Source organism: Streptomyces sp. NPDC046866, assembly GCF_040704625.1.
Taxonomy (GTDB): Bacteria; Actinomycetota; Actinomycetes; order Streptomycetales; family Streptomycetaceae; genus Streptomyces.
In genome coordinates, this window is the sequence record NZ_JBEYXN010000006.1 from 135,838 (window position 1) to 155,695 (window position 19,858).

18 protein-coding genes are annotated in these 19,858 nt (G+C 74.6%); 7 read left to right on the top strand and 11 right to left on the bottom strand.

Annotated elements, in window-relative coordinates; translation table 11 throughout:
• Positions 1-16 precede the first annotated feature (16 nt).
• The 3 genes from AB0953_RS12150 (at position 17) to AB0953_RS12160 (ending at position 3,206) form a co-directional block, all read left to right on the top strand.
• Entirely contained in the window at positions 17-1,780 is a 1,764-nt protein-coding gene (locus tag AB0953_RS12150) for a glycoside hydrolase family 15 protein (RefSeq protein ID WP_366859336.1), read from the top strand.
• 144 nt (positions 1,781-1,924) lie between these two features.
• A complete protein-coding gene (locus tag AB0953_RS12155; RefSeq protein ID WP_366859337.1) occupies positions 1,925-2,713 on the top strand; it encodes a hypothetical protein in 789 nt (262 codons plus the stop codon).
• Between the two features lie 31 nt (positions 2,714-2,744).
• Positions 2,745-3,206, top strand: coding sequence for an SAM-dependent methyltransferase (locus tag AB0953_RS12160; RefSeq protein WP_366859338.1), 462 nt, complete (start codon positions 2,745-2,747; stop codon positions 3,204-3,206).
• A gap of 34 nt (positions 3,207-3,240) precedes the next feature.
• Here the strand turns inward: AB0953_RS12160 and AB0953_RS12165 are convergent, their stop codons facing one another.
• The 10 genes from AB0953_RS12165 to AB0953_RS12210 form a co-directional block, all read right to left on the bottom strand.
• On the bottom strand, positions 3,241-3,423 hold the full coding sequence (locus tag AB0953_RS12165; RefSeq protein ID WP_366859339.1) for a hypothetical protein: 183 nt from the start codon (positions 3,421-3,423) through the stop codon (positions 3,241-3,243).
• Between the two features lie 186 nt (positions 3,424-3,609).
• Positions 3,610-4,428, bottom strand: a complete 819-nt coding sequence (xdhC, locus tag AB0953_RS12170) for a xanthine dehydrogenase accessory protein XdhC (protein WP_366859340.1) — start codon at positions 4,426-4,428, stop codon at positions 3,610-3,612.
• Positions 4,421-6,802 (bottom strand): xanthine dehydrogenase molybdopterin binding subunit, encoded by a 2,382-nt coding sequence (gene xdhB / locus AB0953_RS12175; protein ID WP_366859341.1) that lies wholly within the window; start codon positions 6,800-6,802, stop codon positions 4,421-4,423. The genes xdhC and xdhB overlap by 8 nt, the downstream gene beginning before the upstream one ends.
• On the bottom strand, positions 6,799-8,304 hold the full coding sequence (locus AB0953_RS12180) for an FAD binding domain-containing protein (protein WP_366859342.1): 1,506 nt from the start codon (positions 8,302-8,304) through the stop codon (positions 6,799-6,801). Before AB0953_RS12180 ends, xdhB begins: the two co-directional genes overlap by 4 nt.
• Before the next feature lie 404 nt (positions 8,305-8,708).
• On the bottom strand, positions 8,709-10,325 hold the full coding sequence (locus AB0953_RS12185; RefSeq protein ID WP_366859343.1) for an alpha/beta fold hydrolase: 1,617 nt from the start codon (positions 10,323-10,325) through the stop codon (positions 8,709-8,711).
• A 69-nt stretch (positions 10,326-10,394) separates the two neighbouring features.
• The gene (locus AB0953_RS12190; RefSeq protein ID WP_366859344.1) at positions 10,395-11,969 is read right to left on the bottom strand and encodes an alpha/beta fold hydrolase; all 1,575 of its coding nucleotides are present in this window, start codon (positions 11,967-11,969) and stop codon (positions 10,395-10,397) included.
• Between the two features lie 152 nt (positions 11,970-12,121).
• Positions 12,122-13,555 carry an amidase gene (locus AB0953_RS12195; RefSeq protein WP_366859345.1) on the bottom strand — a complete coding sequence of 478 codons (1,434 nt, stop codon included), beginning with the start codon at positions 13,553-13,555 and terminating at the stop codon, positions 12,122-12,124.
• Positions 13,556-13,680: 125 nt separating this feature from the next.
• Positions 13,681-14,655: a helix-turn-helix domain-containing protein gene (locus AB0953_RS12200; RefSeq protein WP_366859346.1), complete on the bottom strand. Its 975-nt coding sequence runs from the start codon at positions 14,653-14,655 to the stop codon at positions 13,681-13,683.
• Between the two features lie 103 nt (positions 14,656-14,758).
• Positions 14,759-15,556, bottom strand: coding sequence for an N-formylglutamate amidohydrolase (locus tag AB0953_RS12205; protein ID WP_366859347.1), 798 nt, complete (start codon positions 15,554-15,556; stop codon positions 14,759-14,761).
• Between the two features lie 144 nt (positions 15,557-15,700).
• Positions 15,701-16,120: a CBS domain-containing protein gene (locus AB0953_RS12210; protein WP_366859348.1), complete on the bottom strand. Its 420-nt coding sequence runs from the start codon at positions 16,118-16,120 to the stop codon at positions 15,701-15,703.
• A 153-nt stretch (positions 16,121-16,273) separates the two neighbouring features.
• On the opposite strand from AB0953_RS12210, the gene AB0953_RS12215 reads away from it, so the two are divergent.
• From AB0953_RS12215 to AB0953_RS12230, 4 genes are all read left to right on the top strand, one after another.
• Positions 16,274-16,519: a hypothetical protein gene (locus AB0953_RS12215; protein ID WP_366859349.1), complete on the top strand. Its 246-nt coding sequence runs from the start codon at positions 16,274-16,276 to the stop codon at positions 16,517-16,519.
• Positions 16,520-16,584: 65 nt separating this feature from the next.
• Positions 16,585-17,328: a TetR-like C-terminal domain-containing protein gene (locus AB0953_RS12220; protein WP_366859350.1), complete on the top strand. Its 744-nt coding sequence runs from the start codon at positions 16,585-16,587 to the stop codon at positions 17,326-17,328.
• A 152-nt stretch (positions 17,329-17,480) separates the two neighbouring features.
• The gene (locus tag AB0953_RS12225; protein WP_366859351.1) at positions 17,481-17,798 is read left to right on the top strand and encodes an acylphosphatase; all 318 of its coding nucleotides are present in this window, start codon (positions 17,481-17,483) and stop codon (positions 17,796-17,798) included.
• 92 nt (positions 17,799-17,890) lie between these two features.
• Positions 17,891-18,451 carry a hypothetical protein gene (locus AB0953_RS12230; protein ID WP_366859352.1) on the top strand — a complete coding sequence of 187 codons (561 nt, stop codon included), beginning with the start codon at positions 17,891-17,893 and terminating at the stop codon, positions 18,449-18,451.
• A gap of 63 nt (positions 18,452-18,514) precedes the next feature.
• Here the strand turns inward: AB0953_RS12230 and AB0953_RS12235 are convergent, their stop codons facing one another.
• Positions 18,515-19,843, bottom strand: coding sequence for a hypothetical protein (locus tag AB0953_RS12235; RefSeq protein WP_366859353.1), 1,329 nt, complete (start codon positions 19,841-19,843; stop codon positions 18,515-18,517).
• Positions 19,844-19,858: the final 15 nt, after the last annotated feature.

Below are 19,858 nucleotides of genomic sequence, written 5' to 3' on the forward strand. Positions count from 1 at the left end.
CAGGGAGGAGGTCCCCTTGGCGCCGCCCGATGCACCCCCACCGCACGCGCTGCGCGACTACGCCCTGCTCGCGGACGGCCGGCGCGGGGCGCTCGTGGGACCGCACGGCGAGATCGTGTGGATGTGCGCGCCGGCCTGGCACGACGACGCCGTCTTCGCCGCCCTGATCGGCGGCCCCGGCTGGTACACCATCACCCCGGTGGGCCCCTACGTGTGGGGCGGCTTCTACGAGCCCGGCGGCCTCATCTGGCGCAGCCGCTGGGTGACCCGCACCGGGATCGTCGAATGCCGCGAGGCCCTGGCGTATCCCGGCCACCGGGACCGCGCCGTGCTGCTGCGCCGGATCGAGGCGGTCGACGGCCCGGCCGAGCTGACGGTGCGGCTCCAGGTCGCCCCCGGCTTCGGCGGGCAGCGGACGGGCGATCCCGTGCGCGGGGAGGACGGGTGCTGGACGGCGCGGGCCGGCAACCGGCTGCGGATGCGCTGGAGCGGTCCGCCGGATACGCGGATCGGCACGGCGGGCGGTCTTCCCGAGCTGCAGGCGCGGCTGCGCCTGGAGCCGGGCGGCCGCCAGGACCTCGTCCTGGAGCTCGCGGAACACCCGCTGGAGCGGCGCGAGCCGGCGGAGCGGCTGTGGCGGGCCACGGAGGCCGGCTGGCAGGCGCACCTGCCCGGGCTCCGCGCCGTGCCCGGCCCCCCGGACGCCCGCCACGCGTACGCCGTCCTGCGCGCGATGACCGTCCCGGGCGGCGGCACGGTCGCCGCGGCCACCACCAGCCTCCCCGAACGCGTCGAGCAGGGACGGAACTACGACTACCGGTACGCGTGGATCCGCGACCAGTGCTACATCGGGAGGGCCGCCGCCGAGGCCGGGGCCCGTCCGCTGCTGGAGGACTCCGTACGGTTCGTCGCGGCGCGCCTGCTCGAACACGGTCCGGACCTGCCGCCCGCCTGCACCGTGTACGGCGACGCCGTGCCCTCCCCGAAGCGGCTGGACCTGCCGGGGTATCCGGGCGGCTTCGACATCGTCGGGAACCGGGTCGACCGCCAGTTCCAACTGGACTGCTTCGGCGAGAGCCTGCTGCTGTTCGCCGCCGCTGCCCGCCACGACGTGCTGGACGCGGACGGCCGGCAGGCCGCCCGGACCGCGGCCGAGGCGATCGCCGCCCGCCGGACCCGCAGGGATTCCGGCATCTGGGAACTCCACCCCGACCACTGGACCCACAGCCGGCTGACCTGTGCGGCCGGGCTCCGCGCGATGGCCGGCGCCCTGCCCCGGCCGAGCCGCCGCCTCGCGGCCGACTGGCAGGCCCTCGCCGACCGCATCACCGCCGACACCGCCGCCGACAGCCTGCACCCCGACGGCCGCTGGCAGCGCTCCCCCACCGACCCCGCCGTGGACGCGGCGCTGCTGCTTCCGGCCCTGCGCGGCGCCCTGCCGGCCGAGGACCCGCGCAGCCGCGCCACCTTGGACGCGGTCCTGGCGGAGCTCGCGCGGGACCACTACTGCTACCGCTTCCGGCACAACGCGCTGCCCCTGGAGGACTCCGAGGGCGCGTTCCTGCTGTGCGGGTTCGTCGTCGCCCTGGCCGAGCACCGGCTGGGGCACGCGGTCGAGGCCGCGCGCTGGTTCGAACGCAACCGCGCGGCCTGCGGGCCGCCGGGCCTGTACGCGGAGGAGTTCGACGTCACGCAGCGCCAGCTGCGCGGCAACCTCCCCCAGGCCTTCGTCCACGCCCTCCTGCTGGAGACCGCCGCCCGCCTGGCGACGGACGGCTGACCCCGGGCCCGGCAGGCGGCGGGAACGGGCGCGGAGCGCGGGCTCAGGTCCTCGGGCGAAGCCTCTCGACGCCGCGGCTACTCACTGGTTAGGGTGCGCGCACGCCGACGACACCACAGGACGAGCGCTGCACCGGGAGGCCACGTGTCCGACGAGGAGGGAGGCGGTTCGCTCTACGTGCTGACCGCCGTACTGCTGACCCCCGCGCAGTTCCCGGGCGTCTTCGGCGACGACTTCCCGCAGGCCTGCTCGCTGCTCGGCGTCCCGCCGGCCCCCGGGGGCTACGGGCTCGTCCTGGGGCAGGACGAGGAGGGCGCCCGCTGGACGGTCGTCGTGGACGACGTCTCGCTCGTCGCCGCGGCCATCGCGTCCTGGGACTGCGGGATGGAGTACGACCTGTCGCCCGACGAGCGGTCGATCGTGGCCTCCCTGGCGGGCTGGCCGCTGGAGCTGTCGGTGGCCGCCCCCGGGATCCCCGAGCCGCACGACCCGGAGCAGGGCGCGGACGGCACCGGGCGGGTGCCGCTCGCCCCGCCGTCCGCCGAGGCCTGGGGCCCGGTGCAGCGGCGGATGGGAGCGGACCAGGTCGCCCGGGAGTGGTCGGACTGGCGCCAGCGGGTCGCGACGGACGGCGGGGCCGCGGCCGCCGCGCATCCGGGGCTGGCCCGGGCGCTCGCCGAGGCGCTGGAGTACACGCGCACGCCCCCGCCGCCGGGCCGGGTGCGGTCCTCCTTCGCCGGGGAGGGCGCGCGGGTGCTCCGGGTGGACGGGCCCGGGTGGTCGCTGGTGGCCCGTACGGACGGGCCGGCCTTCGTCCTGCTGGACGAGGAGCCGGGCGAGGTGCTGTCGGTCCCGCGGGGCGGCGAGCGGGGGCTTCCGGAGCTGCCGGGGCTGCTCGCGGCTCTGGACCGCGTCGCCGTGCGCCCGGCATGATCGTCAGACCGGACACCGGGGAGGAGACGTCATGTTGGTGGAATCGCGGCCGGTGGCCGTGGTGGTCGGCGGCCGCACCGCCGTGGTCGACGACGACTGGGGGCGGGAGACGGCCGTGATCCGGCTGGACGCGGACCGGTTCGGCCCGGAGGCGCTGTACGGGCTGGAGGCCTTCTCCCACGTCGAGGTGGTGTACCACTTCGACCGGGTCCCGGTGGAGAAGGTCGAGACGGGGGCCCGGCGGCCGCGCGGCAACCCGGACTGGCCGCTGGTCGGCATCTTCGCCCAGCGCGGCAAGAACCGGCCGAACCGGCTGGGTCTGTCGCGGTGCCGGATCCTCGGGGTGGACGGCTTGGACGTGCACGTGGAGGGCCTGGACGCGGTGGACGGCACGCCGGTCCTGGACCTGAAGCCGTACATGGCGGAGTTCGGCCCCCGCGGCCTGCACCGGCAGCCGGAGTGGGCCACGGAGCTGATGCGGGACTACTACTGATCCCCGCCGCCCCGGCCCAGGCGCCGGAGCGCCGTCAGCGGCCGAGCTGCTTGCGGGACAACCCCCGCACGCGGCGCCGCTGGGAGGGGTCGAGCAGCAGGTAGGCGGCCACCGGCACGCCGATCAGGACCAGCAGGCCCGCCCAGAACCCGACCAGCCAGAACAGCAGCAGGGCTACCGGGATCCCGGCTGCCGCGATCACCGCACGTGTGGACATCAGCGGACACCTCCACCTCTCGTCGGCCACTGCCCTTTCCAACGCATGGCCGGCCCGGTCCGTTCCCGGCCGCGGCCGGGCACACGCGGACACCCCGCCAGGGGAGCGAACGCCTCCGACGGCTTCGCCGTTCTCAGGCCCGGGCGGACGCGGAGCAGCAGGCGGACGGCCCGTGACCGGGGCCGGTCACCCGCCGTCGTGTTCGAAGGTCCGCAGGAGGTCTGCCGCGACCGCCACCGCGATGGTGGCGGGCTCCTTGCCGGTGATGCCGGCCACTCCGATCGGGGTCTTGATGCGGTCGATCGCGGTGGCATCGTGGCCGCCCTCGGTGGACAGGCGGTGGCGGAAGCGGGCCCATTTGGCGGCGGAGCCGATGAGCCCGATCGTGCCGAGACCGGGGGTGCGCAGGGCGGCATCGCACAGCGCGGCGTCCTCGGCGTGGTCATGGGTCATGATCAGCACGTGGGTGCCGGGGGCGAGTTCGGCGAGCACCTCCTCCGGCAGCAGGGGGGTGTGGTGCACGTGGATCCGGGCCACCGCGTCCGAGAGGACGGCGAGGCGCTCGTCGGCGAGCTGGCCGGGGCGGCTGTCGACCAGGTGCAGGTCCAGGTCCTGGCGGGCCAGGATGCGGGCCAGCTCCAGTCCCACGTGCCCCACGCCGAAGACCGCCACCGCCGGGACCACCGGCAGCGGTTCGAGCAGGACGCCGACGGCTCCGCCGCAGCACTGCACGCCGTGCCGGCCGGAGACCTTGTCGTTGAGGGCGAACTCCATCAGCTCCGGCTCCGGGTCGGGTGCCTCGAGCACCTCGCGGGCCCGGTCGATCGAGACGGCCTCGATGTTGCCGCCGCCGATGGAGCCCCAGGTCTCGGTGCGTCCCACGACGAGTTTGGCCCCGGCCTTGCGGGGTGCGTGGCCGCGCACGGTCGCGACGGTCACGAGCACGCCGGGTTCCCGGCGCGCCCGCAACCGCGCGACCGCGGTCACCCAGGTCAGGTCAGGCATGGCTCAGGGCGCCGGTGCCCGCGGGGGTTCCGTGCGCGGGGGCGGCGTGGGCCCCGCGGGCCGCTTCGACGGCCCAGTACACCGCTTCGGGTGTCGCGGGGGAGGCCAGCTCCACGCTGACCCCGGGCGGGCCGAAGGCCGCGGCGGCCTGCCGCAGCGCCTCCCGTACCGAGAACGCGAGCATCAGCGGGGGCTCGCCCACCGCCTTCGACCCGTAGACCGCTCCCTCCTCGGTGGCGTTCTCCAGCAACGTGACGTTGAACTCCTCGGGCATCTCCGAGAAGCTCGGCAGCTTGTACGTGCTCGCGGCCTGGGTCAGCAGCCGGCCGCGGTGCGGCCCGTCACCGGTGTCCCAGCGCAGGTCCTCGAGGGTCAGCCAGCCCGCGCCCTGGACGAAGCCGCCCTCGACCTGGCCGATGTCGATCATCGGGGAGAGGCTGTCGCCGACGTCGTGGACGATGTCCACCCGGCGGATGCGGTACTGGCCGGTGAAGCCGTCCACCTCCACCTCGGCCGCGGCCGCGCCGTGGGAGAAGTACTTGAACGGCGAGCCCCTGAACGCCTTCGCGTCCCAGTGCAGGCCCTCGGTCCGGTAGAAGCCGGCCGCCGACAGCTGGACGCGCTGGAGGTAGGCGGTGCGGACCAGGTCGTCCCAGGCCAGCTCCTCGCTGCTGCCGAGGACGCGGGCGACGCCCTCGACGATGCGCACGTCCGACGGATTCGCCCCCAGCCGGGTGCCGGCCACCTGCAGCAGCCGCCCGCGCAGCTGCTCGCAGGCGTTCTTCACCGCCGCGCCGTTGAGGTCCGCCCCCGCGCTGGCGGCGGTGGCGGAGGTGTTGGGCACCTTGTCGGTGCGGGTGGGGGCCAGCCGTACCTTGTGCAGCGGGATGCCCAGCGTGGTCGCGGCCACCTGGAGCATCTTGGTGTGCAGGCCCTGGCCCATCTCGGTGCCGCCGTGGTTGATCAGGACCGAGCCGTCCTTGTAGACCAGCACCAGCGCGCCGCCCTGGTTGAAGGCGGTGAGGTTGAACGAGATGCCGAACTTGATGCCGGTGAGCGCGAGGCCCCGCTTGGTGTGCGGGTGCGCGGCGTTGAAGGCGGCGATCTCGCGCCTGCGCTCGGCGAGCCCGCCGTTGTCCTTCACCTGCTGCCAGACGGCGGAGATCCGTTCGGGCTGGACGACCTGCTGTCCGTACGGGGTGTACTGGCCCGGCCGGTAGAAGTTGCGCTCCCGCAGCTCCATCGGGTCCAGGCCGAGCAGGGGCGCGCACCGGCCCATGATGTCCTCGATCACCAACATGCCCTGCGGTCCGCCGAAGCCGCGGAAGGCGGTGTTGGAGACCTTGTTGGTCCTGGCGATGCGGCCGGCGATGCGGGCGTGGGGGATCCAGTAGGTGTTGTCGATGTGGCACAGCGCGCGGGCCACCACCGGCTCGGACAGGTCCAGGCTCCAGCCGCCGTCCGCGGTCAGGGTGGCGTCCAGGGCCTGGATGCGGCCCTCGGCGTCGAAGCCGATCCTCCAGGCGGCGTGGAAGCCGTGGCGCTTGCCGGACATGGTCAGGTCCTGGGTGCGGTTGAGCCGTACCCGGACGGGGCGGCCGGTCAGCTTGGCGCCGAGTGCGGCGACGGCCGCGAACCCGTGCGGCTGCATCTCCTTGCCGCCGAAGCCGCCGCCCATGCGCAGGCACTGCACGGTCACCTCGTGGCTGTGCAGGCCGAGTACGTGGGCGACGATCTCCTGCGTCTCCGAGGGGTGCTGGGTGCTGCTCTGGACGAACACCTGCCCGGCCTCGTCGACGAGGGCCAGGGCCGCGTGCGTCTCCAGGTAGAAGTGCTCCTGGTCGGAGAACTGGAACTCGCCGGTGAAGACGTGCGCGGAGTCGGCGAAGCCGGCGTCGATGTCGCCGGAGACCATCACGGGCCGGGCGCCGTGGAAGCTCCCCGCGGCGATCGCCTCCTGCAGGGTGATCACGGACGGCCGCTCGTCGAGTTCCACCTCGACGGCCGCGGCACCGAGCCGGGCCGCCTCCAGGGTCTCGCCGAGCACCCAGGCCACGGCGTGGCCGTGGAACATGACCTCGTCGGGGAAGAGCGGTTCGTCGTGCTTCATGCCGGCATCGTTGACGCCGGGCACGTCGGCGCCGGTCAGTACGCGGACCACGCCGGGCACGGCGAGCGCGGGCCCGGTGCGCAGTGCGGTGATCCTGCCGCAGGCCTTCATGACCTGGACCGGGTGGGCGTGCAGCACGTCCTTGGTGCGGTGGACCAGGTCGTCGGTGTAGAGGGCCGTCCCGGTGACGTGCGCGTGGGCGCTCTCATGGGGCAGCGGGAGGCCGACGACGGGCTTCTCGGGGCGTTCGGACAGATGGCTCATGACGGCACCGCCTCGGTGGTCTGTGCGTACAGCTTCAGCAGGCTCTGGCCCAGCATCGCGGAGCGGTACCGGGCGCTGGCGCGGTGGTCGTCCATCGGCGTGCCCTGGTCCCGGAGCACCCGGGCGGCGGCCTCGACGGTCGGTGCCGCCCACGGCTTGCCCTCCAGGGCCGCCTCGGCGGCGAGGGCGCGGATCGGGGTGGCGGCCACGCCGCCCAGGCCGATGCGCGCCCTGCGGACGGTCCCGTCCTCGATGTCGAGGGCGAAGGCGACCGCCACGCTGGAGATGTCGTCGAAGCGGCGTTTGGCGATCTTGTGGAAGGCCGTGACCGGCGACAGGGGCAGCGGGATGCGCACGGCGCGGATGAGCTCGCCGGGGCGGCGCACGCTCTGCCGGTACCCGGTGAAGTAGTCCGCCAGCGGGACCTCGCGCTCGCCGTCGGCGCCGGCGAGCACCACCGACGCCTCCAGTGCGAGCAGCACCGGCGGGCTGTCACCGATGGGCGAACCGGTGCCCAGGTTGCCGCCGAGGGTCGCGCTGTTGCGGATGAGCCGGGAGGCAAACTGCGGGAACAGCTCGGCCAGCAGGGGGACGCTTCCGTCGAGGCGGCGCTCGATCTCGGTGAGCGTCTGCGCCGCCCCGATCTCGATGTGGTCGGATGCGACGCGCAACTCCCGCAGTTCGGGCAGCCGGTCGACGGCGACCACGCAACCGGCACGGCGGGAGCGGATGTTGACCTCCACGCCCCAGTCGGTGCTTCCGGCGACCACGACCGCGTCGGGCCGCTCGCGGAGCAGGTGCAGCGCCTCGCTCAGGGTGCTCGGACGCAGGAACGCGCTGCCGTCCTTCACGTACGCGGTGGCGACCGGTTCGGGCGGGGACTGCTCCCGGCGCTGCGCCAGGGGGTCTTCCTTCGCGGGCGTGCCGACGGCGAACGCGGCGTCGCGGATCGGGCGGTAGCCGGTGCAACGGCACAGGTTTCCGCTCAGCGCGTGCAGGTCGAAGCCGTTCGGGCCGTGCTCGGGGCCGGTGGCGCCGGCCGGGCCTGCGCCGGAATCGGCATCGGCACCGGCACCGGCATCCCCATCGGCGTGCGCGCAGCGGTCGGACCGGTAGTACTCCGCGGCCATGCTGCAGACGAAACCCGGGGTGCAGTAGCCGCATTGGGAGCCGCCGCGGACCGCCATCTCCTCCTGCACCGGGTGCAGCGCGGGCGGCGTGCCGGGTGCGCCGGGCGTGGCGAGCCCTTCGGAGGTGACGATCTCCTGGCCGTCGAGCGCCGCGACCGGGACCAGGCAGGCGTTGACCGCCACCCAGTCGGTGGGGTTGTTCACCCCGGGACGGGCCACCAGGACCGAACAGGCCCCGCACTCGCCTTCGGCGCAGCCCTCCTTGGTCCCGGTGAGGCCGCGCTCGCGCAGGAAGTCGAGCACCGTGGTGTGGGGCGCAGCCGGTGCGATCGGCGCTTCTTTCCCGTTGACGGTGATCTGCGCGTCTACCACGGCACATCCCCCTTTCGGTGCGCAGTGGATCCGGTGGTCCTCATCGCCATGTCAGGAGCTTTCTGTTTCGGTGGCGTAGCTCAGGAAGGAATCCGCCGCAGTGCGCATCGGCGCGCGGCGACGTGCCGCAGGCGGTGACGAGGCGCAGGCGGTGACGAACCGCAGGCGGTTGCAGAGATCGAAAGAGACCGGGGCCGCACGAGGGCACACCGGGAAAAGGGCTGCTCAGCAGCCGTGTGCTACACGACCCGGGGTCCAGGCGACGTGGTGGGCGAGGCGACGCAGTGCGGAGATGGTGGACATCCGACGTCGCCTCCTTCCCTCAGCTCACGAGTCGGTGCGGCAGAAGGTACGTTGCCGCAGGTTGATCGGTCAAGCGGGCGTGCGGGCGGCGTACGGGCCTGTCAGGGGCCCGTCTCGAACCGCGGTGGCTTGAGGCTCTTGAGGCACGCGGTCTTCGGTGCGGTGGGGGTCTCGAAGAACGAGACGGTGATGTCCTGCGCGCACTTCGACGTCGCGAACACCACGTGGGGCTCGTAGGGGACCGTGACGACCGTGGCGTTGGGCAGCGTGCGGGCGACGTACGGGCCGTTCGCGGCCCCGGTCTGGGCGTCGAACCCGCCCGAGACGGCGAGCGTGGGGATGTCGCTGCGTGTGGCGTCCCGGATCGAGCGCGGTACCGCGGGGACGTTCCAGGCGTCGCAGTCGGCACGGAGGAAGGTCAGCTGGGGAGCCTGCGCCTGGACCGATCGGGGGAACGACGGGAAGGCCTCCCGGCCCCCCTCGAGTGCCTGCTGTTCGGTTTCGTACGGGGTCCATTCGCTGCAGAACACGCCGTAGACCAGCCCGTGCGACAGCCTGCCGACAGCTTGGGGGCCGTACTTGGCGACCGCCCACTGCTCGGCGATCCGCCGGGGCTTGCCGTGCGCCAGCTCGTCGAGGGCCAGCGGTACCTGGGGCGCCACATGGGTGGCGGAGGTCATCCAGTTCACCAGCGCTCCGCCGTCCAGGACGACCTTGACCTGCTTCCTGCTGTCCGGCAGCGTGACGGTGGTGGTGACCGGCCGGGCTTCGAGCCGACGGACGAGGCGCTCGAAGGTGGCCGGGAGGTCGGGATAGCGGCGGTTGCAGGCGGGCTGCTCGGCGCAGGCCTTGAACACGCCGTCGAAGCCCTGTTTGGCGGCGCTCCAGGTCAGGGCGGAGCCTGCCGTGGACGGCGGCAGGATGCCGTCGATGCCGACCGAGCGGATGCCTTGCGGGTGCAGGCGCATGTAGACCAGCGCCAGGTGGGTGCCGTAGGAGATGCCGAAGACGTTCCACTGCTTCAGGCCCAACGCTTTGCGCAGGTCCGCGAGGTCGGCGGAGCTCTCGATGTCGTTGTAGGCGCTGAGGTCGACCCCCCGGGCCGCCAGCTTGTCGCGGCAGGCCTTCGTGGCCTGGACGTGCACGCGCTCGGTGGACGGCGCGTCGTAGACGAGCCCGGTGGCGCGTGCGTTGAACTCGTCGATGTTGGCGCAGGTGAGCGCCGGGTCGGCGGAGTACGTTCCGCGCTGGGACATGAGGATCAGGTCCCGGTCGCGGTTCAGGCCGCCGTCGACCGCCAGCTTCGCCTCTCCGACCGCGTCGTCGCCGGGTCCGCCGGCGAGCCACACGATCGGGTCCGGTTTCGGGGTGGCGGCCGCCGCCGGCACGATCGCGACGCCGAGCTTGACGGTGCGGCCGTTCGGCTTGGCGCGGTTCTCGGGCACAGTGAGCGTTCCGCAGCGGGCCCCCTCGAGCTCCGGGACCGGGTCGGCCGTCTTGGGGCAGGGTCCCGGCTCGTAGCGGGCGCCGCCTGCGGTCCGTGCGACCGTTCCGAGCGCTCCGGTGCCGGGGGTGGCGGTGGGGGTCGGCACGGGGGTGTCCTGCGCGCTCGCGGGGACGGCGAGCAGGCCGGTGACGAGGATGCCCGCTGCCGCCACGGCCGGTGCGGCGCGCATCCGCCGCCCGGGACGGCGGCGGAACACGTGGTGGGGAGACATCTGCCCTCCCGGTTGCTCGGTCGCTTCGGCCAATCGGTCGCTCGGTCGCTCCGTCACTTGGTCACTTGGTCACTTGGGGGTGATGGTGAACGGCTCCCACCTGAGGCCGGCCACGCATCCGGTGTCGGGCGCCGTCGGGCGCGTGAGGAAGGAGGCCAGCACCTTCTGGGCGCAGGGCGACTGGGGCACCACCCAGTGGCCGATGCCGGGGATCTGCACGGTGGTCGAGTGGGGCAGCGCACGGGCCGTCCTCCGCGCCCAGCTCGCCCCCGTCTTCATGTCGAACGTCCCGTTGAGGAAGAGCGTCGGCACCGAACCGGCGGGGGCCACCCGCTGCACGGCGGTGCGGTCCGGGACGTTCCAGACCCGGCACACCTGCTCCTGGAAGGCCAGTTGGGGCGCCTGCGCCAGGACCGGGTCCGGCCACGCGGGGAAGGCCCGGCGGCCCGCCTCCAGCACGCCGGACGCCGAGTGGCCCGGTACCCACTCGCTGCACACCACCGAGTTCGTCAAGCCGTGGGCCGTCTGGCCGACGACCTGGACCGAGCCCGCGGCGCGGGCCTTGGCGAAGCGCTCGGGACGGCCCCGGGCGAGTTCGTCGATCGCCGCCGGGACATCGGGGAACGGAATCCCCTTGGCGACCAGCACGTTCACCAGTGCGCCGCCGTCGAGGACGACCTTCACCGGGTCTCCGCCCTGCGGCGGCCGCACGTTCAGCGTCAGCGGATGGGCCTCCAGCCTGCGCACCTGCTCGTTCAGGGTGTGCGCGAGGTCCGGGTAGCGGCTCTTGCACGCGGGCTCCGCCGCGCAGGCCCGGTAGAGGTGGCCGAGGCCCTCCCCCGCGCTGGCCCAGGCGAACGGCAGGGAGACGTACTGCGGAGGTGCGGCGGAGTCGAGTGCCACCGCGCGGACCCCCTGGGGGTGCAGGCGCAGGTAGGTCAGGGCCAGGTCGCTGCCGTAGGAGTGGCCGTAGACGTTCCACCGCTTGATGCCCAGCGCCGTGCGCAGGTCGGCGAAGTCGGCTGCGTTCTCGGTGCTGTTGTACGCGCTCAGGTCGGTCCCGTCGGCCGCCAGGCGGTCCCGGCACCGCTTCGCCGCGTCGACCATGAGCCGCTGCGTCGACGGGGCGTACGACGGCAGCCCCACGGACCGTGCGGCGAAGCGGTCCAGCTCGGGACAGGCCAGGTTGGGCTGGTCGTGGAGATTGCCGCGCTGGGCCATGACGACCAGGTCCCGGTCCCGGTTCAGGCCGGAGTCGACGAGGAACGGGATGTCGTCGAACGTCTCGCCGCCGGGGCCGCCGGACATGAACACCACCGGATCGGCACCGGACTTCGCCTTGACGGCCGGTATCACCGCCGCCGCCAGTTTGACGGTCCGGCTGCCGGGCCGGGAGCGGTTCTCGGGGACCTCGAGGAAGCCGCACCGCGCCTTGCCCAGGGCGGCGATCGGCTCCGGCGTCTTCGGACAGGGGCCGGGCACGAACCGCGCTCCGGCCGTGGGGCCGGTGCCTGCGATGGCGCCGTCCGCGCCGGGGGCGGCGGCGCTGCCCGGGACCGGGCCGAACGCCGCCATGCACGTCAGGACGGCCGCTGCGGCCGCCGTGGCCGCCGTGGCCGCCGTGTCGAGGGGCTGCTTGACCATGTGATCCCGTTCCTGTGCCGGAATCCCCGAGCTGCCCTGCCGGGCGGCGCCTCAGCGGTGCGGACGGAACGCACACGACCGACGCTACCGCCGGGCCGGAACCCGCGCACCTCGACGGCCCCGTGCGGGCCGGCCCGGCCCGCATGAGGAGGTCACAGGTCCTGGATGCGCCGGAACGGGCGGTCGGCCTCCAGCTGGAACGCGATCTCCAGCAGCTGCCGTTCACCGCCGGGGCGGCCGGAGAACATGACGCCGATGGGCAGCCCCTCCTCCGTCGCACCCGGGGCGGGCACCGAGATCGAGGGCGTGCCGACGACGTTGTTGACCGGGGTGAACGCCACGTAGGCGAGGATCCGCTCGATGAGGGCCGCGTACGGGACGGTCGGGCTGAGGTGGCCCAGCGGCGGCGTGGTGTGGGCGAGCACCGGCGAGAGGACGAGGTCGAGCCCGCGGAACGACGCCGCGTACGCCTCCCTCGTGCGCTTCAGCCTGCGCAGCACGCCGGGCGTCCGCCGCCAGCCGTCCAGGTACGCCTCGCGCAGCCCCCGGCTGAGGCCGTCCATGCGGCGCCGGTCGAAGTCCGCGCCGAGGGTGCGGCCCGTGGCGCCCAGGAGGAAGGAGAGCATGCCCCAGTAGGTGAGGAAGTCGTCGGTGAAGCGCGGGTCGACGGCCAGTTCCACCGGCTCCACGGTGTGGCCGAGGCGCTGGAGCGTGGCCGCGGTCCGGTCGACCGCCGCCCGGGTGGCCTCGTCGGAGCGGACGCCGTTCGGCGAGTCGAGCAGGAAGCCGATGCGCAGGCGCCCGCCGGAGGGGCCCTCCATCCGTCCGACCGGCGGGAGGTGCGGGTTGCGCCGGTACGCCTCGGCGGCGGCGAGGAACGCGGCGGCGTCCCGCACGGAGCGGCTCACGATGCCGTCGCTGACGATGTCCAGCGGCAGTCGGCGGCTCTGGGCGTTCGCCACGACCCGGCCGCGGGTCGGCTTCAGCCCGACGAGCCCGCAGCAGGCGGCCGGTATCCGGATCGAGCCGCCGCCGTCGTTGGCGTGGGCGATCGGTACGGCGCCGGCCGCGACGAGCGCCGCGCTGCCGCCCGAGGAGCCGCCGGCCGAGTGGCCCGTGTGCCACGGGTTGCGCACCGGCTCGGCGCCCTCGTACTCGGTGCTGGGGCTGAAGCCGAACTCGGGCAGCCTGGTCTTGCCCAGTACCGTGACGCCGCTGCTCAGGAACTGCCGGGTGAACGGGGCGTGCCGGGGGGCCGGCCGCGGGCGGAAGGCCGCGCTGCCGTGGCCGGTGGGCAGGCCCGCGTAGTCCGTGTTGTCCTTGACGAAGGTGGGCACCCCGGCGAAGGCGCCGCCGGCTGCGGCGGCGCGGGCGTGCGGGCGGGTGGGCGCCGGGTCGTCGATGCGGACCTGGACCGCGTTGAGGCGGCCCTCGACCGCCCGGACCCGCTCCGCCGCGTCCCGGGCGGCCTCGGCGGCGGAGACCTCGCCCCGCCGGATCGCCGCGGCGAGGCCGACGGCGTCGTGCTCTCCCAGGGCGTCGTCCCGGAAGGCGTGCACCCTGGCCCGTTCGTCGTAAGTCGTCACCGCTGCCTCAGCCCCCGGCCGTGTCGTTGGTCGCCCGCCATCATTGCTTACCGGCGGGTAACACGCGAGGGGTTCGTGGCTGCGAACCGTCCGTCAGAACTGCTGCTGCGCCGACCCGGCCGGCCTCAGGCCGTCGCCCCGGGGCGGGGCAGGCGGGTGAAGGAACGCCGGTACGAGCGCGGAGGCACCCCGCGTCGGCGCACGAACTGCGCGCGCAGCACGGCCGCGCTGCCGAAGCCGACCAGCCGGGCCACCTCGTCGACCGGCAGTTCCGTGGTCTCCAGCAGTTCCTCGGCCCGGCTCACCCGGAGTCCGAGCACCCAGGCGTGCGGGGTGGTGCCGGTCGCGGCGGCGAAGCGGCGGGCGAAGGAGCGCCTGCTCATCAGGGCGCGCCGGGCCAACTCGGCCACCGGCATCGGCTCGTGCAGGTGGGCGCGGGCCCAGTCGAGCACTTCGGCGAGCCGCTCGTCCTGGCAGTCCTGCGGAACGGGCGTGGCCAGGTACTGCGCCTGGCCGCCGTCCCGGTGCGAGGGCAGCACCAGGTCGCGGGCGATGGTGTTGGCCGCCGCCGCCCCGTACTCGCGGCGCAGCAGGTGCAGGCAGAGGTCGAAGCCGGCTGCGGCCCCGGCGCCGGTGATGACCTGCCCCTCGTCGATGTACAGGGCCTCCGGTTCCACGGTCACGGCCGGGTACCGCTCGGCCAGCAGCGCGGCGAAGCGCCAGTGGGTGGTGGCGCGCCGCCCGTCGAGCAGCCCCGCCGCGGCGAGCGCGAAGGCGCCCACGCAGTGCCCCGCGAGCAGCGCTCCGCGCTCGCGTGCCGCGGCCAGCGCGTCGAGCACGGCCGGGCCGGGCGGCGTGCGGAAGTCCGCCCAGGGCAGGGTGATGACCAGGTCGGCGGCGGCCAGCCGGTCCAGGCCGTGCTCGGCCACCAGCGGCAGCCCGGTGTCGGTGCGCACCGGGCCGGGCCGGTCGGTGCACAGCGCGAAGTCGAACGCGGGCAGGCCCGGCCCCCGGGCGTCGAACACCTCGGCGGCGATCCCGGCGGCGAGCATCCCCGCTCCGGGCGGGGCATAGGCGGCGACGGTCACGAAGGGCGGCATCCGCGCAGTCTGGCACGCAGGGAGCGGAGGGCTCGATTCCTCCGACGGCCGGGTCGCCGGCGGCTCTCCGGGACCTCCCAGGGCGTTCCGCGCGGGCCGGCCGCTACGCGTGGAGGGCGTCGACGAGTTCCGCCAGGGCTCCTGCCAGGGCGTCGAGCCCGGGGCCGGCGGGCCCGCCCGGCTCGGCCATGTACACATCGCGGCGGATCTCGACCATCAGCGCGCCGACGCGCCGGTCGCGCCCGTAGTGCGGCAAGGGTACGTACGTGCCGGCGAACGGGCTGTCGAGCCCGGTGCCGCCGAAGCCCGCGAAGGCCTTCTCGGCCGCGGCGCGCAGGGCCGGCGGGGTGTGGAAGGGGTCGGTGCCCAGGCAGATCGGCGGCCGGGGGCCGTCGCCGTGCAGTTCGTACGGGAGGGCCTGCGCCGGGTACGAGTGCACGTCGATGACCACGGCGCGCCCGACGGCGGTCAGCCGGTCCTCCACGGCCCGTGTCATCGCCTCCGCGTACGGGTGGAAGTAGCGCTCGACCAGCGGCCGTCCGTCGAAGCCGTCCGGGCGCAGGGGCTCCCGGTGGGTGGTGCGCGTGTACACCGCCCCCATGCCCACGGCGAGCATCTCCTCGCGCTCGTCGGGGAACCGCTCGGGGTCGACGACCAGCCGGGACAACCGGTTGACGAACTGCCAGGGGGTGACGGCGCAGGCGGCAGCGGCCGCCGCGGCGATGTCCGCGGTGTGGGAGTCGGTGATGTGGTCCAGCTCGCGTTCGAGCGCACGGTCGTCGAGCACGATGCCGCTGCGGACGGACTCGGGTATGGCGCGCGCGGAGTGCGGCACGTGCAGGATCACCGGCGAGGCAGCGGCGCCGGGGAGGAGTCGGAAGGACTCGGACGAGCGGTTCATGTGCACTTCCTCCGTGAGACGGGTCGTGCTGAACCGTAGCCGCGCCCCGGGCACACGCGTTCCCGGCCGGGGGCCGGCCGGGAGGGATGGGCCGGCGCCGCCCGGGGAGGGCGGCGCCGGAGAGGCGGGCGGTGCGGCCGGGACTCAGGTGTTCGGCTCGGCCGAGCTGATGTCCGCGAGTGCGGAGGTGCTGTCGCGGTCGATGGCCAGGTCGCCCAGTGAGACGATGCCCACCGGCTGGTCCTTCTCGGTCACGGGAAGCCGGCGCAGCGCGTGGGAGCGCATCAGTTCGACGGCCTTCTCGATGTCGTCGTCAGGGCTGACGGTGACGACGTCTCCGCTGCACACGTCTGCGACGGTCGTCTGCTCCGGCTCCCTGCCTTCGGCGAGGACCCGTACGACGAGGTCGCGGTCGGTGACGACGCCCTTGATGTGGCCGTCGTCGACGACGAGGACGTCGCCGATGTCCTCGTCGCGCATCCGGCGCGCGGCCTCGGCCACCGAGACCTGTGCCGCGGTGGTGACGAGCCGCTCGGTCATGATCTCTCGGATCTTCTGGGACATGGATTCCTCCCTCTGGAATGCCCTTGTGACGGCGCCTGCCCGGGCCCCACGGGGGTAAACGGCGGTAACGGGGCGGCCCGGGCGCCGTGCGGGTTTGGGGGGCGCGGGAGCGGATAGGCGCCGCTCAGGGGGATTGCGAAGAGGTGAGCCGTCATGGGCGCAGACAGGGCAGACAGGCAGCAGGGCGGCGGTATGGACGACAAGCGCCAGACGCCGGGCAAGGGCCGCGAGGAGCAGATCCGCGGGCGGTCGCCGGAGCCGGAGCAGCTGAAGACCGGTGGCCGGCCGCGCACCCCGGACGAGGTCGCCCACGAGCGCGGCCGGGAGGACGCGACGATGCGCGACGTGATGCACGACCTGCACGAGGGGGACCTCGACGACATGCGAGACGACCGCTGAGCGCGCCGCGGGGCACCCGTCGGGCCGCACGGAGGGCCGTGCCGGCCGGCGGGTAGGGTTCCAACATGGACCATTCCGCTCTGAGTTCGACCGACACCGGCGCCGGGTCAGCCGCTGCCGTCAAGGAGACAGCGCGTCGGCACCTGGGGGAAGCGGGGGCCGCGGGGCTGTCCCTGGAGGCCGTCGCCCGGGCGGCCGGTCTGGCCCAGGCCGAGGTGGAGGCTGCCTTCCCCCACCGGGACGACCTGCTGACCGCGCTGGTGGTCGACGCCTACGACGCGTCCGGCGCCGCGATGGAGCAGGCCGACCGGGCCGCCGCGCAGGCCGGGGCGTCGGCGGGTGCGCGGCTGCTCGCGGCCGCGCGGGCGCTGCGGCACTGGGCCTTCGAGCAGCCGGCCGAGTTCGCGCTGATCTACGGCTCGCCCGTGCCCGGCTACGAGGCCCCGCAGGACACCGTCGGCCCCGCCTCGCGTACCCCCGCGGTGCTCGCCGGCATCGTACGGTCGGCACTGGAGGCCGGTGAACTGACCCCGCCGCGGCGGCCGGTGCCCGGTCCGCCGCTGCTCCTGCCGGCGGCGGCGGAGCTCTTCGGCGGTGTGCCCGGGGAGCCGTTCCCGGACCTGATCGAGCGCGGCATCGTGCTCTGGAGCAATCTGATCGGGCTCCTGGTCTTCCAGGTCTTCAGCCGCACCCACGACAGCGTCCGGGACGAGGCCGCGTTCTTCGACTACGCCATCGCCGTGGCCGCGGAGAGCATCGGGCTCGTGGTGCCGCTGGAGGACCCCGCCGGGGAGGCTCCCGCCGGCTGAGGCCGCTTGCGCGGGTCCGGGTGGGGCCGCGTTGCGCGGGCGGGCGGCCCGGGGCAGGGTCGAGGGGTGGTAAGGCCGGAGCAGCAGCAGGAGGCGACGATGCCCATGGCCTGGCGTGGACACGGCCCCGGCGGCCCCGGGGCGGCGCCGTGATGCGCCGGCGCGTGGTCGTCTCGGGGAGGGTGCAGGGGGTGTTCTTCCGGGACAGCTGCCGCAGTGCGGCCCTGGACCGGGGAGTGGCCGGCTGGGTGCGCAACCTGCCCGGCGGCGAGGTCGAGGCCGTGTTCGAGGGGGACGAGGACGCCGTCGCACGGATGGTCCAGTGGATGCGTACCGGACCGCCGACGGCCGAGGTGCGCGCGGTCGAGGTGTACGAGGAGCCCCCGGGCCCGGCCGGCGGAGCCGACGACTCTGACGGCTCTGCCGGCTCCCGCCGCTTCGAGGTACGGCCCACCCCGCGCGGCGGCTGAGCCGGCGCGTGTCCGGGCGGCTGTCGCGGGTAGGCGCGTAGGCGCCGCGCGGGCCACCGCGCAGGGCCGCCGTCGAGGCCGAGGGAGGAGCCATGGCGCGGATATCGGTCGAGGGCGCCGAGGTCGTCGTCCGGCTGTCCTGGCGGGAGTGGCCGGCTGCGCGCCTGCGGGAGCTGCGCGTGCCGGTGGCGGCGCTGAGCGGGGTCCGCCTGGAGCCCAGCTGGTGGCGGGTGCTGCGCGGGGCGCCCGAGCGGGGCGTGTGGCGGGCGGGGCGGTGCGTGGGGATCCGCCGGGTGGACGGGGGCAGGGGCAGGGACTTCGTCGCCGTGAGGGCCGGCGGGCCCGTGCTCTGCATCGACCTGGACGGGGAGGCGGCCTTCAGCCGGCTGGCGCTGTCCGTACCGGACCCCGAGGACGCCGAGCGCGCGCTGCGCGCCGTACTGCCCGCAGAGCCCGAGGAGGCGCCGGGGCCCGCCGCCCCGGCCGAGAGCCCGCGGCCGCGGCTGCAGCACGAGGGCGGGACGGCGGACGACCACGGCCGCGCGCCCGGCGCGCCCTCGCGGACGGGGACGGGCGCGCAGCCCCCGGCCTCCGACGCACGCGTGCGCCGGGCGCGCGAAGGCGCGGCCGAGCCGCCGGCCGACGGTCGGTGACGCCGGCCGGAGCGGCCCGCGCCGGGCAGGCGGCCGCAGCGGGCGCGCGCACCGGCCAAGGCGTCAGAGGTGGTGGACCGGGGTGGACGGGTCGGTCCAGTGCCAGTTCTGCGGGGCCCACCGCTTCTTCAGGGCGGTCCGCTGCCTGGCGTAGGCGCCGAGGGCCTGCTCGACGGAGGCGCCGAGCTCGCCGAGGTCGTCCGGCACGGGCACCCGCAGGACCAGGTGCTGCTTCTGGTGGACGAGCAGCAGCTCGCCGGAGGGCGTGCAGGCGGTCAGGGTGAAGCGGGTCAGCGGCCGGTGGGCCTTGGTCGCGGTGTCGAGCCGGGCGCGCAGCTCTCCCGCCCGGTCCCAGGCGTAGAGACCATAGCGGTTGAGGTGGTAGGCACGGCCGCGGTGCGGATCGGAGGCGAGGTTCCAGCAGAAACCGGTGAAGGGGCTGTCGCGGTAGGCGTGCAGGCCCTGGAGGCTGCCGGCCCGGGCGCCCTGGTCGTCCACGAGGGTGTAGGAGAAGGCGAGGCCGCGGCTGCCGCCGCGCAGGGTGCGCGCGTACACGGGCAGGACGAAGAGGTCGTCGGCCAGGGGGACGGGCCGGTGGAGGCGGGCGCCGTGCCAGCGCCAGGAGCGGTCCTCGCCGGCGAGGAGTTCGGACAGGGCGGGCCGGGGCCGGTGGGTGAGGCCGACCGGCTCGCCCCGGTGGCGGACGTGGGGCTGCACGTCGACGTCGCCCTGGTGCTTCGGGTCCGGGTCGAGGGAGGCGAACGCGCGGATCTCCGGCTTGTGTCCGGGGGTGAGGGCGCCGTCGGCCAGTCCCACCAGGTTGGGGATCGCACTGCCGTGGTTCCACACCCCGTACTCTGAGGCGACGCACAGCAGACGGCCCGAGGGCGTCACGCCGATCGAGCCGGCGAAGGGGTTGCCCGGAACGTAGGGGCGCCGGAACGGGCGGCCGTCGTCCGAGGCGTAGGCGGCCAGGACCCGGCTCAGGTCCGGGGCGATCAGCGTGGTGGAGTTCGGGTGGGCGCTCAGGGACAGGGTGCCGTCGGGCAGCACGCACAGGGTCATGTCCCGGCCGGTCGCCAGGGCCGATTCGGTGCCGTCCAGGTAGTTGCGGCCCGACCGCCCTGCCACGGCGCTCGCCAGGACCTCGCCGTTCGCCGAGTAGCGGGTGATCACGATGTAGGCGAAGTTGGCCCGCGCCGGGTCCGGTTCGCCCTCGGCCACGCCCCTCGTGTACCGGCTGACCCGGTACAGCCCGTACACGTCCCCGTTCGGGGCCGCCGCGACGTCGTGGGCGCTGACGCCCCAACCCGTGGAGTACAGGCGGGTGAAGTCGATGCGGTGGGTGTCCACGAGAGGGCCGGGCAGCGCCAGCGGAAACGTCTGGATCATGTACGGAATGGTGCC

Coding starts and splice junctions, on each gene's coding strand:
- AB0953_RS12160 (WP_366859338.1), top strand. CDS start 2,745: ATGTTGGTGGAATCGCGGCCGGTGGCCGTGGTGGTCGGCGGCCGCACC.
- AB0953_RS12165 (WP_366859339.1), bottom strand. CDS start 3,423: ATGTCCACACGTGCGGTGATCGCGGCAGCCGGGATCCCGGTAGCCCTG.
- xdhC (WP_366859340.1), bottom strand. CDS start 4,428: ATGCCTGACCTGACCTGGGTGACCGCGGTCGCGCGGTTGCGGGCGCGC.
- xdhB (WP_366859341.1), bottom strand. CDS start 6,802: ATGAGCCATCTGTCCGAACGCCCCGAGAAGCCCGTCGTCGGCCTCCCG.
- AB0953_RS12185 (WP_366859343.1), bottom strand. CDS start 10,325: ATGTCTCCCCACCACGTGTTCCGCCGCCGTCCCGGGCGGCGGATGCGC.
- AB0953_RS12190 (WP_366859344.1), bottom strand. CDS start 11,969: ATGGTCAAGCAGCCCCTCGACACGGCGGCCACGGCGGCCACGGCGGCC.
- AB0953_RS12200 (WP_366859346.1), bottom strand. CDS start 14,655: ATGCCGCCCTTCGTGACCGTCGCCGCCTATGCCCCGCCCGGAGCGGGG.
- AB0953_RS12205 (WP_366859347.1), bottom strand. CDS start 15,556: ATGAACCGCTCGTCCGAGTCCTTCCGACTCCTCCCCGGCGCCGCTGCC.
- AB0953_RS12210 (WP_366859348.1), bottom strand. CDS start 16,120: ATGTCCCAGAAGATCCGAGAGATCATGACCGAGCGGCTCGTCACCACC.
- AB0953_RS12215 (WP_366859349.1), top strand. CDS start 16,274: ATGGGCGCAGACAGGGCAGACAGGCAGCAGGGCGGCGGTATGGACGAC.
- AB0953_RS12220 (WP_366859350.1), top strand. CDS start 16,585: ATGGACCATTCCGCTCTGAGTTCGACCGACACCGGCGCCGGGTCAGCC.
- AB0953_RS12225 (WP_366859351.1), top strand. CDS start 17,481: ATGCGCCGGCGCGTGGTCGTCTCGGGGAGGGTGCAGGGGGTGTTCTTC.
- AB0953_RS12230 (WP_366859352.1), top strand. CDS start 17,891: ATGGCGCGGATATCGGTCGAGGGCGCCGAGGTCGTCGTCCGGCTGTCC.
- AB0953_RS12235 (WP_366859353.1), bottom strand. CDS start 19,843: ATGATCCAGACGTTTCCGCTGGCGCTGCCCGGCCCTCTCGTGGACACC.